Origin of the sequence: Neobacillus sp. (assembly GCF_031988165.1) — a bacterium.
GTDB classification, from domain to species: Bacteria; Bacillota; Bacilli; order Bacillales; family Cytobacillaceae; genus Neobacillus; species Neobacillus rhizosphaerae.
The window spans coordinates 44,534-58,969 of sequence record NZ_DALZYO010000027.1; the positions used below are offsets into that span (position 1 = coordinate 44,534).

Sequence of the window (14,436 nt, forward strand, 5' to 3'; positions counted from 1 at the left end):
AACGTTTAAAAGTTTTTTCTATATACACTTAAAATTGCGTAACTTCTATCCATAGGCAGTTACGCAATTTTTGTTTAGCATGCAAAACTAGCATTTCATTAGCATAATTCAAGTAATAGGCAGGGGGATCGATAGATGGATTTTAGGTGGGATATTATTGCAGAATACGCACCTTTTTTTCTAAAGGGAACATTGTTAACGATTGGCCTGTCGGTCGCAAGTATTTTGATAGGTACAGTACTTGGGTTATTTATAGGGTTAGGAAAAATGATGAGAAATAAGCTGTATGCTCTTCCGTTTAAGTGGTATATCAATTTTTTTCGTGGCACTCCATTAATGGTGCAAATCTTATTGGTTCATTTCGCCGTCGTTCCATCATTTTTAGGTACGACCAATGCAATTTTCGCTGCGATTATTGCCCTTTCCTTAAATTCAGCGGCCTATGTAGCAGAAATCTTTCGCGCCGGGATTCAATCGATTGATAGAGGGCAGATGGAGGCAGCACGCTCGTTGGGTATGACACATGGACAAGCTATGCGAAATGTTATTTTGCCCCAAGCTTTTAAGAGAATGATTCCACCGCTTGGCAATGAGTTTATTGTCTTAATAAAAGATTCCTCTCTCGCTGCGTTAATTGCCGCCCCGGAGCTGATGTACTGGGGCCGGGCGATGCAAGGTCAATATATGCTCCCGTGGGAGCCGTATCTGACAGCTGCGGTTATCTATCTTGTGTTAACCCTTTCGTTAAGTTTCCTGTTAAATCATCTTGAAAGGAGGTTGGCAACAGAATGATTCTGGTGAAAAATTTGAAAAAGTCATTTGGTAGTAATGAAGTCCTTAAAGATATCAATGTAACCGTTAATCCTCAAGAGGTAGTTGTTGTCATTGGCCCTTCTGGTTCTGGAAAATCGACGTTTCTTCGCTGTATAAATATGCTTGAAACGATTACTGGCGGTCATGTCTATATTGAAGGAATTGATTTGACAGATAAAAAAACCGACATCAATAAAGTTCGGACTGAAGTAGGAATGGTTTTCCAGCAATTCAATCTGTTTCCTCATAAAAAGGTCATTGAAAATATTATGCTTGCTCCGATGAAAGTTAGGAAGGTTCCAGAAGAAAAAGCGAGAGCAAAAGGCTTGGAGCTTTTACGAAAAGTAGGCTTAGAGGATAAAGCGGAAGCCTATCCCGATTCCTTATCCGGTGGCCAAAAGCAGCGGGTTGCGATTGCCAGGGCGCTGGCAATGGAGCCGAATATCATGCTGTTTGATGAACCAACCTCAGCCCTCGATCCAGAAATGGTTGGTGAAGTGCTTGAGGTTATGAAGCAACTGGCTAAAGAAGGGATGACGATGGTAGTCGTAACCCATGAAATGGGCTTTGCCAAAGAAGTGGGCGACCGTGTTCTTTTTATGGACGGCGGTCTGATTGTTGAAGAAAATATCCCGCGAGAGTTATTTGAAAACCCAAAAGAGGAGCGGACGAAAGGATTTTTGAGTAAGGTTTTATAAATCAGAATTATCACTAAAAGGGGCTGATAGCAGTCCCTTATTTTGGTATGATGAGGATGAACTGTGGGGGCCTGCGTCGACATACTTGGGCTTTTTCTAGTGTTTCCGAAAAATGGAATCATTCGAAATAACGGAACAAGGACTTATTGGAAAATGGGCAAGGAGTAGTCACGAAAAAACGGATGGGGCTCATCCGTTTTTTTGAAATTTATTGGGAAACTGCTTGGTGAAACGAGGGACATGTTACCTTTTGAACGCCCTAAAAAATAAAAAAGATGACGATAGGTCATCTCTTCCATCTTTCCAGCTTCGGAATATTTCTCGTAAACATCCCAGCGATAAATTTCGGCATCCCAAATTCAACGACCTTTTGTTTCACTCTTTCCTGCATTTCCTCCATTGTAATATGAGGCAGGGTGAATTCTCCATTTATGTAGCAATGACTACAATACTTCATGCTTTTTGTGCCGTCTTTCTCCGTTCCTCCCCTAAGCTCGTCCTTTGCTAAAGGCATCCCACAGCTTTGACAGTTTTTATAAATTGCCATTTTCCACACTCCAATCAATTTTCAAAATCAAATACTTCGACAATACGGTCTGCTTTTATCCTATTTTGACATAGTTTAAACACTTGTTCAAAAAATTCCTCAACTTCCGATGTTGCTGCCGGGAGCTTGATTTGCACCGTTGTTGAGCCAAACATTTGCTTAAAATAAGCTTTCCGCTGATCGTTTTTCCCGTCTCGTTTAAAGGGTTTATACATCCAGACGATGTGTGGTACACCGTCTATTTCTTGGACTTGTCGAAGTTCCGCAAACGTCGTTTTTTTATCATGGGCGTAAATCACTAGATAATAAATGTCATTGCGGTGCCAATCGATAAATATAAAGTAATAGCCAGTCTCCGTTACTGGCCGGGTTACCTCATAGGCTGCTAACGTTTTCTTTCCGTTTGTCCATTGGTGAAACTTCGGGAGAGTTCCTCCAACCGTTTCTAATTTCTTAATCTCGTAGGTGGATGGAGGTAATGTTTCCATGCAAGTGGATAAATATAGTGCTTGTTCCTTTTCCAATGTCGATTTCTCCTTTAGGTCTTTGTCCGCTAATTAGAATTTATATCGATAGAATCTGAACGCATAGGTGCACTTAGGAAGGTTTCGTGAGCATAAGCTTCACAGTCGAAAAGCTGTGCTTTTCGACACTGGCAACCCCTTGCAGATCGCCAATTGGGGAGTGTTCCATTATCATTATAACCTGCAGAAACGAGTATAGATACTTGCTCCCTGCTAACATTTGACTCCAAATTGAAATATTATTGACATCCTTTTAAAAAATCCCTTTGGTAGAATCGTAATAATTGGGACTTATATTCTACATAATCGTCGAATAGTATGAGGAATAATTATGCCTCTTTTCCATATGAATGACATAGAGTGGTGCAATTGGAGGGAAAGAAATGACATTAGAAAAGCAATTAAAGCAGAAAACTTATTATGAAATGTTCATCAATGAACATGAAAATATTCATCCGATTCGGGTGCTTGGTGTAGCTTTTCAAGAGGAAGCAGAAAAGGATTTGCCTGATTTATCACATATTCGGTTTGCTCAGGGTGAAGTTTATTTTCATTATAAAGATTTTGAAGCCGCCATTTTCAAATGGGAAAACATCATTAATGAGCTTGAGCCTTGGGCGAAGAAAAATACCGCCGATGCCTACTATGAGTTAGGGCTGCTATCGACCGCTGAGGACATTTATTGTGCGATTGAAACGGATAATCCTACCTTAAATACTGAAGTGGCGTTACAGTTATTTTCCCTCTATATTGAGCGTGGCAAGGTAGATGCCGCGGTATCAGTTATGAAAAGGACAATTAATTCCAATCCGGATTACCCGAATGTAACCGAAATCGCCCGTACTTTTTTTGAGGAAAACAAGGATTGGAATAATGCGATTGAATTGGCCGTAAATGAAGCAAAGCGTACGGAATCGTTGGATTGGTTTGATATCATCATTGCGTATGTGGAGAAGGGGGTAACGAATTCCTTTGCTCCCAGTTATTTTACCGAGGCTTTAATCATACTGTTTAACCTCGACAAAGAAAGATTTGAAAAGCTCGTTTCCGCACTTTGGAACAGCTACAAAAAGGAAGAATCCTATTTAACGTGGTTAAGCGAAATCAACCATCTTTTATTAAATCTTGACCTGAATCGAAATGAAAATTGGCCAGGTCTTTCTAGGTTTCACAAGGAAACCTATTTTAACTTCATTGACGGTAGATACTTGATTAAAAAAATCCAGGAATTTATCCCAGACCTGTTAACAAATTGGCTGCGGTTAGCTGATAGTAAAAATCTAGTGCTATCATCAGCTGCGGTTCTCTCCTGGAATGAACTTTTTCCAGCAAGCGTCAGTGTTTCCGTCGTTAATGAAGCAGAAAATCTGATCAGCATGACGGAAACGGACATGGATGAACTGGATGAGTGCCTGACACTCTTTGATTCCATCATGAACTGGGCGCAGGCACATGAAATGGGTGAGAATAATCGTCTGAAATGGCCTGTCGAGCAGTTAATTGATTTCGATACCCAACATTTTTTCATTACTGGGTTAATTGGCAGTGGGAAATCGGCTTTTGTTAATACAATTTTAGGGGAAGACTTGCAGGATAGTCCAACATCGTCGGTAGTTATGTTTAAAGACGCTGAGGGAGTAGAAATCACTGAAATTACTGATCGGGAGATTACGAATCTAGAAGGTTTTTCTGATTTTCAAGAACGGATGGATCGCCGCCGCAATGCCTTGGAGTCCATTATTGAATTCAGACTGCCGAGTGCTTTTTTGCAGGAAAATAGGGTAGCCTTCATAGATACACCAGGGCTAAAGGGATCCCCTCATTATGATCGATCTGAGGTGTTGAAAAACCTCCATGTTGCTGATACCGTCTTGTTTGTGCTTGATGCTAATGCTTCGTTTACGGATAAAGAGCGTGTGGTTGTCGCACAAATCCAAGAATTAGCACCTGATATTCCGCTACATTTTATCTTGAGCAAGATGGATACGATTGCAGACGAGCAGGAAGCAATTCAGATTTTTGATGAAACAAGATCCACGATTCAGGCTTATCTGCCAGATTCCAAAGTTTTTGCGTTTTCTTCGCAATATGAAGGCAGTCCGCAGCAGAAGGATTTAAAAGAGTTTATTCAGTCGATTAAAAACACGAGAAACATTGAAGATAGCCGTCTAGCTAAACTGTTGTTTTTTATCAGGACCACGATTGCCAGCCTTTTGCAAAAGCGGATGGATGTAGAGAATCAACTAGTAGAATCGCTGCGCTGGAATGAAGAAATGTTGATGAAGTTAACGGGAGCGGTCAATCAACTAAATGATACCGAGTCACAAAAGACAAAAGCGTTCACGAAGTCTTATCGTGCCTTTCAGGATGCGATTGTAATGGATATTTCGGAAACCGTTCCGAAAATGTTAAAGGAGTGTTCAGTTCTAATCAAGGAAGATAGCAATTTTAGCAAAATCCATTTAGAGCTAAATGATGAGATGAATAGAAGACTTCAAAATTACTTAGGGCAGCAGGTGATGCCGAAATATTACCGCATGCTCCAGGAATGGATTGAACGTTGCAAAGCGGAGTTCGAGCATGGCCAGGAATTTTTGAATGAGATGGGTGAGAGTTTTAATCAGATGTACGGGGAAGAACGGCTCAAGCTTGAGTGTGATTTCAAGGTACTTGATGATTGGCGCCGCGATACGGACCGGATGACGAGTAGCTTTCAACTGGATTCAATCAATATTCTGCTTCGCCGGACACCGTCACAATTTTTATTAAAAAGCGCTGGGAAACTGTTTGGTGCACTGCCACAAAACAAAGCCATGCTTTATAATAAGTATAAATCGTTTGTGGAAAATGAGGATTATGCCGAAGCGGCTAAGTTAGTTAGTCAGCAGTTTTTCCGGCCATTTGAACTGTTTGAAAAATCACTCGAGAGGGACGTCACCATGTTTTTCAAGAGCCCACTAACGATTTTAAATCGCTGTGTTGAAGAAGCGAGGTCCGGAATTCAAACGAACCAAGAAATGCTGAATAACATGAATACCAATCCAGAAATTTTCCGCGATCCATTGACACTGTTTGAGGTGCGGCTGCGCCAGTTCGAATGGATGACCGTGGCTGGAAAAGGCATGCAAACTATCTATTAATAGATTTGATAAAGGAGGATGTCCATGGGCATCTTTCTTTTTTTGTTTGGCTTATTCACTGGAAATATCCCACGACATTATGGATGATTATGGTAATATTGTAGAGGAGGATTAGAATGAATCTTAGAGGGAAAAGGAAAAAAGAAGCATGGTATGCACGCTTCAAAAGAAATTGAGGTATATTTTTGTTTTGGTTGTTGATTCATCCTAAATAGGTTAGTACCCACCTGCCATGAAAGATGTACCAACAATAATCAATAGGATGAAGAGAACAACAATTAAAACAAAACTGCTTGAACCTCCGTAACCACCACCATACATAAATATCACTTCCTTATAATGAGGTACTACATTTTATGAAGATGCAATTCATGGAGAAAGGGACAAGTATGGAATTACCTCAAAATAATCAATTGCATAAATACCTTTAGGGAGGCATTAAGTTGGCGAAAGAATATAAAAAAATTGCTTATGTATGGAATGAGCCGAAAGAAAAGGTCATTGTACCAGATCGATGCCACTTTAAAAAAGTGACACAGGATTTAGAAGACACCTTTAAAAAAGTCATAAGCCGAGTAGTTGTAAATTCATTAGATAGAGAAGATAAAAAACACATTACACCTGAAAGTATTTGTGAACTTGTAGATTTGTATTTTAATGTTGACGATGACCATTTTCAATACAAGAAAGATTGGTGGGAGCTTGCTTATTATAATGACCAAATCGTGGGATTCATCCAGCCTGTTGTTTTTAAGGGAAGTGAGAAGAATGAATTAATGGAGGGGACAATTCATTATATTGGTGTAGTTCCTGAATTAAGAGGAAGAGGATTTATAAACGATTTACTCCTCAGAGCTACAAGAGTATTACAAGATAACGGAGTTTGGAGGATTTTTTCTGATACAGATGTTGAAAATATGCCGATGAGAGCTGCATTCGAGAAAGTTGGCTATGAAAAATGGAAATAGACTTAACTGGTACGGTAAATCATTAGCATGATGCTGGAGTATGACAAAGGATTATTCGAAGGGAAATTATCCTCAGCCGAGTAATATAAGTCGAGGTAAATAAGAAAATCATATTCAACTGGGGTCTGCCAAGGAAGAGTACATTTTATTTTTTAGGGGGGGTTACTATTAAAACTTTAAGAATATCTAAGAACAATTGGCTCATATATACACTGATCCTGTTCCTTATTTTATCGATTATTAATGAAATAATAATCCAGTTCGTTTCTAATTTTTTGGTTGGGATGTTAATTAATTTCCCATTAATGTTGCTTTTATTTATTGGTGGAATTGTATTATTCATATTTTCGGTTATTTATATTTTTAAACAATATAAAATAATCAGGATAAAAAGCCTTCTTCCGTTTATTTTAAGTGTGGTGTTACTTTTTTTGGTAATTGCGCGCCCTTTTTCACCTTTATTTCGTAATGCCGAGTTCTCTTTCAAGCTTGATGATCGAGAAGAGGTGGCTCATCAAATTTTGAATGGTGAAATACAGCCTTCAAATGAGCGAGGGGATCTTTTCAAAGTATCTAAAAAATTCAATAACTCAGCCTTATCCGATGGAAATGAAGTGTTGAAGATGGGTAATAAATTACTCTTTTTCACTGTAAGAGGGGTACTTGATAATTTTTCAGGTTATATCTTTTCGCCAGATGGCTCGGCGCCAACCAACGGAGATGTTCAGGCTGATATCATTGAGATTAAAAAAATCAATAAAAATTGGTATTATGTTTCTTGTACTTAGAAAGAATACTCAGTCTAAGGAGGAATAATGATGAAAAATGCTAGTCCCTATGTATTTATAGATAACTGCCAGAATGTAATGGAGTATTATCAAAGCATATTTGGCGGGGATATTACTAATATTCAGAACAGCGATGATGGCAAGTGTTTACATGCCGAACTTCATCTAGGTGACAGTATTATCCATTTTTCAGATACCTTCGGGAAAATTCAAGAAGGTGATAACGTTAGAATCACCTTAGAATGTGAGAGCGAAGAAGAAATTAGAGAAGTGTATAACGCTTTAATTAAGGAAGGAAAGATTACGGCTCCGTTGCAAGATACATTCTGGGGGGCGATTCATGCAAATGTTGTCGATAAGTTCGGAATTGGCTGGTTACTAAATTATCAGAAATAAAACAAAATGCAACCTCGAACAAAGCGAAAGAGTGATGGTTTAGTGTATGAATAACCTTACTAAAATGAAAATAGTAAGACCAGTAAATGAAGTATTTGAAGCATTCGTCGATCCTTCAAAAATCGGGAATTTTTGGTTCTCATCGAGTTCAGAAAGATGGGAGCAGGGTAAGACGATTACATTGCGATATGATGAATACGGTGCAGGACTAGATATAGAAATAAAGGAAGTCGTGATCAATAAAAAATGGTGTTCCAATGGGGAGCAAATGGAAGGACATATTGTTTCGATTACCCTGAATGAGTTGGACCAATCGACTACGATTATTGATGTAAACGAAGAAGGTTTTAATGAAAATGATGATGAGTTAATAAGTCAATTAATCGATAATAAAGAAGGTTGGGTTTTTATGTTAACCTGTTTAAAAGGTTATTTAGAGTTTGGTGTGAACAACTTGAGAACAGGATTAGTGAAGGATTGACTTGTAATAGAGAGCCAATTCGCTCTTTTATACTGCGTAGGATTCATAATGTTCTTATTTGTGGTATGAAAAAGAGCTAATTTTCTCTTTTGAGTAACGGGATCTTACCTTCAAAATCCAGCTGCCATTTTTGGGGCGGCTTTTTTTATTTTTATTAAGCTAACAAAGAAGATAGTAAAAAATCTTAGTATTCAAGATTAGATACAAGACTTTTGTAAAATTGGTCATATATTCCCAAAAAAACTAGGGGGCATCTTTATGAAAACGATTGGACTAATAGGTGGAATGAGCTGGGAATCTTCAGTTGAATATTATCGAATCATTAACGAAGAAGTAAAAAACAGATTGGGTGGATTTCATTCGGCAAAATGCCTGTTATATAGCGTTGATTTTGCTGAGGTTGAACGTTATCAAGTAGAAGGTAAGTGGGAAAAGGCAGGTAAACTATTAGGTGATGTTGCTCATTCCTTAGAAAAAGGGGGAGCGGATTTTATAGTTATTTGTACAAATACGATGCATAAAGTTATTGAATATATAGAGGAAAAGATAAACATCCCTATTTTACATATCGCTGATGCAACAGCAAATCAAATCAAAAAATCAAAGATTCGGAGAGTTGGACTATTAGGTACAAAATATACTATGGAGCAAGACTTTTATAAATCACGCTTAGAGTCTAATGGGATAACGGTTTTAGTGCCAAATCTTCCTGATCGAGAGATAGTAAATAAGGTGATTTATCAGGAGTTATGTTTAGGAGATATTCAGCCATCATCAAGAGAATATTACAAAGGTATTATCAAGCGATTGGTTGATGCAGAAGCGGAAGCAATCATACTTGGATGTACAGAAATTGGATTATTAATAAAACAAGAAGATACAGAAGTTCCATTATTTGATACAACAGTCATACATGCCATTGAAGCAGTTAAAATGGCATTAGAAAATTAATAAAAGGATGTTTTAACTAGTCCATTTTTCTTGAACTTCTTTAGCTATCTGTAAGGAAAAATTACTATGGTGAGAAAAAGATAATCCTAAATAACCTAAATAGGACATAGGTTTAAAAATAGGCTGCCAAACAGGTGGTTTTTTCTTAATCGGAAAGGAGGGGACTTAACAAGAATGTATTACTGGTTTACTTTACCATTATACAGTTGTTGTACACTAAGGATTACTCTGAAACTTTCTTCATTCCGTCGAGTTTTTTTGAAAGCAAGGATTTTTTGCTAAAAGGGAGCAGGTTGAACAAGGAGTTAAGGTATTATGAATAGAAAAAGTGAGTAAAGAAATTGTAAAAAATTTAACTGGGGATAAGAAAAATGACTCAAAATGGATTTGTTTTAGTTGTAAGTGTATCAATAATCAAAGGCGATGAAGTATTGATTATTAAAGAAAATAAACCATCTGCAATTAATAAGTGGAATTTTCCATCCGGACGAATTGAGCATAAAGAAGACATACTCGATGCAGCCTGTAGGGAAGTAAATGAAGAAACAGGCTTTGATGTGAAACTTACTGGTACAACAGGTGTATATAACTTTATTAGCAGTTCGAATGACCAAGTGATTTTATTTCATTTTACTGGTGAAATTACTAGAGGTTCATTGAAAATTAAAGAGGACGGAATAATAGATAGTAAATGGATAAACGTATCTGAACTTATAAAATTTGATAATAATGAACTTCGTGAGGCAATTGTAATAAGGAAAATAGTTGATCGATTATTAAATCAAAATATTTATTCAATATCTGTTTTTAATGAACAATTGTGTTAAAAAGGGGGGTTACGATAAACATTAAGCTGCAAAAAATGAATAAAATGAATTCCTTGGCTTTCCATAAATTAGGGGGATGGAGAATTTGAAAAGGCTATTTTTAATAGTATTTTCTATGTTTGTTATATTTTTTATATTTGTTGTCCCAAACGTTTGTGCAAGTTCAGTTATACGTGACGGAAAAGCAGGGGGGTATGAGTACACGATAACCCAAAAAGAAACAACATATTTTTGGAAGATTGGTCATCAGGGGAATATATCAGTTATTGAGGAAAATGAGAATAATAGAATACCATTAATTAATTTGATGACTACAGTTAATAATATTAATAGTAAAAAATTTAAATTAATTTTAGCTGCTGCATATTTTTTAATTGTTGTTATAATAACGATTATTGCTTATTGGAAATTAAAAAAAATGCCAAAACTCGTTGGTATATATATTACTTTACTTGCAGGTATTGCATTATATTATATGGTCTTCACTATTGTGGACTTAACTACTTTACTTGAAGATGCAAAATTTTACTATCTTACATTAACGAATTAAAAATTTCTTCTTCAACAAGGGTGCAAGACGTCTATTTTAGCTCAAACTATTCCTGCCATGTTCCTTGGGACAATTGAAATTACATATGAATTTAAAGATCAGATGTATCAGGCAAAGAAGATTGAATATAAAACGGAATAGATGAAAGAGGTGATTCATATCCTGGACATACTATTTTGGATTATTATTATTGCATGTTTTTTCTTTAGTTTCGTTGGACTCGTATATCCGATTATCCCTTCTGTTTTTGCTGATTTGGGTTGGAGTGGTGTTATATCATTTTGGGATAAATTCAACTGCGCTGACTTGGATAACGTGGACTATGTTAGTGTTATTGTCAGTTTTTTTATTTCTAGCGGATTATTTTGCGAATCTTCACTTTGTCGATAAAGAAGGGGGATCTAAATGGGGAATGAGAGCTGCAACGATTGGATTAATTGTTGGCAGCTTTGTGATACCTCCGTTTGGAGTCATTATTCTGCCTTTTGCATTGGTATTGATTGCAGAAATGATGCAAAAGAAAACATTCCAAGAATCCAGTAAAGTGGCGTTTGCTACCTTAATTGCCTTTTTTAGCGGAACGTTTGCAAAAGCGATTATTCAACTTATTATGATTGGTGTCTTTGTATTTGGTGTGATTTTTTAAGAAAGCAGGCTTTTCATTTGATGAAAAGGCCTGCTTTCTTCATTCTAGGAATAATCTACGATAAAGTCACTCATATCTAATGGATTTCCCATTAACATCCATTAAATGTCGTATATTTTGAAAAATAGGTAGTAATTGTTCAGTTTTAAGTCATAACCGCAAAAAATATGTAATAAGTATTTGAAAATATGTCGTAATTGGAGGGAATTGCGGCGTAATGAAGAGGCTGCGTGGACTTTTTTGATTAAAATCTAGGGAAATCCCTATGTAGAAGACTTCTACATCGATGTTTTGGCTAAAAAGTTCTGGAAACCCATACGTAGAAGGCCTCTACATCGATGTTTGGGCTTATAATCCCGGGAAACCCCTACATAGAAGGCAAAATAGGAATAGTAAACAAGTGCAGTTTATCCATTATGAAAGTCGTATTTTTATTGAAAAAATAATAATAGAAGGTTATTTTCTCAACATTACCGAATATACAAGGAAGATAATTGGTAATAGGGATGTGTTCATTTTGAACTATGTTTTAATGGGATTTGTTGTTATTTATTCAATTTATCTACTTTTTGTAAAAGGTTTTGACAAAGCTGATTTTGAATCGGTCCATCCTAATTCAATTTCAAGCTTAGTTCGCTACCTGCTTTTTGGGGCAATAAATTCATTTTTTGCGGGGTGGCTCTTTGAAATTGACTGGCTGAACTGGATTACCTTTTATTCAATAATAGGAATCATAAGTTGTATAAAATCTGAAAAAGAAGGTAAAAAACAATTTTTCCAAAAGCTAATCATTGTTTTCATTGTATTTATATTTTTCTGTGGATACCGCGTGCCAACAAATCGGGCGTCATTTGAAAGCTACATAAATAGTAAAGAAATGTACCAATGTGTTACAGGATGGGAATGTGTGAAAATATCCGCAGAAATCCAAGAACATAGCTCATTAAGAGCCAAGGCAGAAATTCTTTCAATAGATGGCTATACATTTGATTGGTATGTGTTATTTGCAAAGGGCTCAATGAAACTTGCTGACAATAAAGGGAATATTGAAGAAATCAAAGGTGTAAATATTTGTGGATTTTGGATTGAGTATTGAAATGCAATTGTTGTAGAAATGGAGGATTTTAGATGACACCAAAGCATATTGTTTCAGCAGCAGCTATTGTGCTGAATAGTCAGAATGAAATTTTATTAATCAAAGGGCCACGAAGAGGCTGGGAAATGCCTGGGGGGCAGGTTGAAGAAGGAGAATCATTGAAGGATGCTGCCATTAGGGAAACAAAGGAAGAATCTGGGATCGATATTGGAATTACAAAATTTTGTGGGGTATTTCAAAATGTAAGTGGCTGCATATGTAATACATTGTTTTTGGGAACGCCTATTGGAGGAGAACCTGCGACAAGCTCAGAAAGTCTAGAGGTAGGCTTCTTTCCGATTAATGAAGCATTAGAAATGGTCACTTGGAAAAATTTCAGACTACGAATTGAGTACTGCTTAACAGAAAAACTCCAGCCTTTTTATATTGAATTTTAAAGAGTCTAATAGAAATCACATCTTTCCTAGGTATGTAAAATTTTTTAATAAGTAAACTGTTTGTGGAATAAATAGGAAGGTAGAGAATAATGACAAATTTGTTCTTCGTACGCCATGCACATTCTACATATACCCCTGATGAAATGCGAAGACCTTTATCAGATCAAGGATTGGCTAAAGCAGAAATAATTGCGCAAATACTCAAAAATGAAAATATTAATAGAGTCATTTCAAGTCCATACAAACGGGCTATTCAAACTGTCCAAGGTATCGCTGAAATCATGGGTAAAGATATTGAGATTGTGCATGATTTTAAAGAAAGGAAACTGTCCGATAAACCCCTTAAGGATTTCAAGTCAGCTGTTGCAAAAGTATGGGAGGATGAATGCTTTTCTTGGGAAGGGGGAGAATCTAATATTCTTGCCCAAGCTAGGGGAGTTAAGGCGACAATGCATGTATTAAAAAAATATGAAGGTGAAAATATTGCCATAGGAATGCACGGTAATTTGATGGTTTTAATAATGAATCACTTTGATAAACAATTTGGTTATCGTTTCTGGCAAGGGCTAACTATGCCGGATATTTATAAATTAACTTTTCATAATACAAAGCTGGTAGAAGTTAATAGAATATGGAGAAATCACTAGCTGTTCTTGAGCAAGCGACCTAAGCATTAAAGGTGTACATTTTCAACAATACAATCGCTTCTTGTGCTAATGTGATAATTGATAGATTTATTGGGGGAGTAAGTAAAAATGAAATCCAGACATTTTTATCTTAGTCGGTTTTATAAATAAACTTTTTAGGTTAAATGGGTGAATATTGATGTATCCACGTTCGGGCTTGAGAAAAAGAAGTGAAAAAGGCGTAAATGAAAATGTAAGGCAAGCATGTTTAGACTTTGCAGTTTGGCTGCGTTTGAATATGGATTTTCCAATAAGGGTTGTGGTGTACCTAAAAAAAGATTATCAAATAAAAACGATTGATACTAAAGAGTTGGTAAGTGCTACGTTTTTTGCCCCATTCGAAAAGAGTGTCGAACCTTATATTAGGGTGGCAACGGGAGACTTTGAAGAATTAGTTTCGGAAACAGGAGATGAGAATGCGATTTTTGCGATATTAAATAGTATGGCACACGAAATCACTCACTATCAACAATGGATTGAAGACCGAGAATTTGAAGAAGATGAAGCAGAAAACAATAGTACAAAAATAGTAGAAGATTATTATTATGGCGATTCTTTTTTTGAAGAGCTAGAAAAACAGCAAAAAGTATGGACTATTGAAAATGAACAAGGTGTTCCTACTGCTACAAATATGGATGGACAATCCTTACTGCCATTTTGGTCCTCGAAACCTGGGGCAGTGAAAATCATTGCTAGCGTGCAAGTTTATCGAGAGTATAAACCGATTGAAATACTTTTAGATGATTTTTTAAACTGGTTAAAAGAACTTGAGGATGATGGAATAATGATCGGTATAAATTGGCGTGGAAAACATATGATTGGACACGAAGTGAAACCAAACGAGATAATCGATCGAATAAAAACGAGTAGTAAAGCCCATTAAAAATT

General features: G+C 36.6%; 18 protein-coding genes. 15 read left to right on the plus strand and 3 right to left on the minus strand.

Annotation, left to right across the window (positions count from 1 at the left end):
* The first annotated feature begins 135 nt into the window (after positions 1-135).
* Both RTR43_RS16570 and RTR43_RS16575 read left to right on the plus strand, forming a co-directional pair.
* Entirely contained in the window at positions 136-792 is a 657-nt protein-coding gene (locus RTR43_RS16570) for an amino acid ABC transporter permease (protein WP_312473334.1), read from the plus strand.
* Entirely contained in the window at positions 789-1,511 is a 723-nt protein-coding gene (locus tag RTR43_RS16575; protein WP_312473335.1) for an amino acid ABC transporter ATP-binding protein, read from the plus strand. Before RTR43_RS16570 ends, RTR43_RS16575 begins: the two co-directional genes overlap by 4 nt.
* 286 nt (positions 1,512-1,797) lie before the next feature.
* Here the strand turns inward: RTR43_RS16575 and RTR43_RS16580 are convergent, their stop codons facing one another.
* On the minus strand, positions 1,798-2,058 hold the full coding sequence (locus RTR43_RS16580; protein WP_312473336.1) for a zinc ribbon domain-containing protein: 261 nt from the start codon (positions 2,056-2,058) through the stop codon (positions 1,798-1,800).
* Positions 2,059-2,072: 14 nt separating this feature from the next.
* A complete protein-coding gene (locus RTR43_RS16585; RefSeq protein WP_312473337.1) occupies positions 2,073-2,582 on the minus strand; it encodes a hypothetical protein in 510 nt (169 codons plus the stop codon).
* A gap of 383 nt (positions 2,583-2,965) precedes the next feature.
* Here RTR43_RS16585 and RTR43_RS16590 point away from each other — a divergent pair, with 383 nt between their 5' ends.
* The gene (locus RTR43_RS16590) at positions 2,966-5,722 is read left to right on the plus strand and encodes a dynamin family protein (protein WP_312473338.1); all 2,757 of its coding nucleotides are present in this window, start codon (positions 2,966-2,968) and stop codon (positions 5,720-5,722) included.
* A 216-nt stretch (positions 5,723-5,938) separates the two neighbouring features.
* On the opposite strand, the gene RTR43_RS16595 is transcribed toward RTR43_RS16590, so the two are convergent.
* A complete protein-coding gene (locus RTR43_RS16595; RefSeq protein ID WP_312473339.1) occupies positions 5,939-6,043 on the minus strand; it encodes a YjcZ family sporulation protein in 105 nt (34 codons plus the stop codon).
* A gap of 122 nt (positions 6,044-6,165) precedes the next feature.
* On the opposite strand from RTR43_RS16595, the gene RTR43_RS16600 reads away from it, so the two are divergent.
* The 12 genes from RTR43_RS16600 (at position 6,166) to RTR43_RS16655 (ending at position 14,431) form a co-directional block, all read left to right on the plus strand.
* The gene (locus RTR43_RS16600) at positions 6,166-6,690 is read left to right on the plus strand and encodes a GNAT family N-acetyltransferase (RefSeq protein ID WP_312473340.1); all 525 of its coding nucleotides are present in this window, start codon (positions 6,166-6,168) and stop codon (positions 6,688-6,690) included.
* Between the two features lie 284 nt (positions 6,691-6,974).
* Positions 6,975-7,478 carry a hypothetical protein gene (locus RTR43_RS16605; protein WP_312473341.1) on the plus strand — a complete coding sequence of 168 codons (504 nt, stop codon included), beginning with the start codon at positions 6,975-6,977 and terminating at the stop codon, positions 7,476-7,478.
* 30 nt (positions 7,479-7,508) lie between these two features.
* Complete coding sequence (locus RTR43_RS16610) at positions 7,509-7,874, plus strand: VOC family protein (protein WP_312473342.1); 366 nt, start codon at positions 7,509-7,511, stop codon at positions 7,872-7,874.
* 46 nt (positions 7,875-7,920) lie between these two features.
* Positions 7,921-8,355, plus strand: coding sequence for an SRPBCC family protein (locus RTR43_RS16615; RefSeq protein ID WP_312473343.1), 435 nt, complete (start codon positions 7,921-7,923; stop codon positions 8,353-8,355).
* 258 nt (positions 8,356-8,613) lie between these two features.
* On the plus strand, positions 8,614-9,306 hold the full coding sequence (locus RTR43_RS16620) for an aspartate/glutamate racemase family protein (protein WP_312473344.1): 693 nt from the start codon (positions 8,614-8,616) through the stop codon (positions 9,304-9,306).
* A 371-nt stretch (positions 9,307-9,677) separates the two neighbouring features.
* Entirely contained in the window at positions 9,678-10,133 is a 456-nt protein-coding gene (locus tag RTR43_RS16625; protein WP_312473345.1) for an NUDIX hydrolase, read from the plus strand.
* 76 nt (positions 10,134-10,209) lie between these two features.
* Entirely contained in the window at positions 10,210-10,683 is a 474-nt protein-coding gene (locus RTR43_RS16630; protein ID WP_312473346.1) for a hypothetical protein, read from the plus strand.
* A 268-nt stretch (positions 10,684-10,951) separates the two neighbouring features.
* Entirely contained in the window at positions 10,952-11,329 is a 378-nt protein-coding gene (locus tag RTR43_RS16635; protein WP_312473347.1) for a DUF456 domain-containing protein, read from the plus strand.
* Positions 11,330-11,846: 517 nt separating this feature from the next.
* The gene (locus RTR43_RS16640; protein WP_312473348.1) at positions 11,847-12,425 is read left to right on the plus strand and encodes a hypothetical protein; all 579 of its coding nucleotides are present in this window, start codon (positions 11,847-11,849) and stop codon (positions 12,423-12,425) included.
* Positions 12,426-12,457: 32 nt separating this feature from the next.
* Positions 12,458-12,862: an NUDIX hydrolase gene (locus RTR43_RS16645; protein WP_312473349.1), complete on the plus strand. Its 405-nt coding sequence runs from the start codon at positions 12,458-12,460 to the stop codon at positions 12,860-12,862.
* 89 nt (positions 12,863-12,951) lie between these two features.
* The gene (locus tag RTR43_RS16650) at positions 12,952-13,509 is read left to right on the plus strand and encodes a histidine phosphatase family protein (RefSeq protein WP_312473350.1); all 558 of its coding nucleotides are present in this window, start codon (positions 12,952-12,954) and stop codon (positions 13,507-13,509) included.
* Positions 13,510-13,687: 178 nt separating this feature from the next.
* Entirely contained in the window at positions 13,688-14,431 is a 744-nt protein-coding gene (locus RTR43_RS16655) for a DUF2750 domain-containing protein (RefSeq protein WP_312473351.1), read from the plus strand.
* Positions 14,432-14,436: the final 5 nt, after the last annotated feature.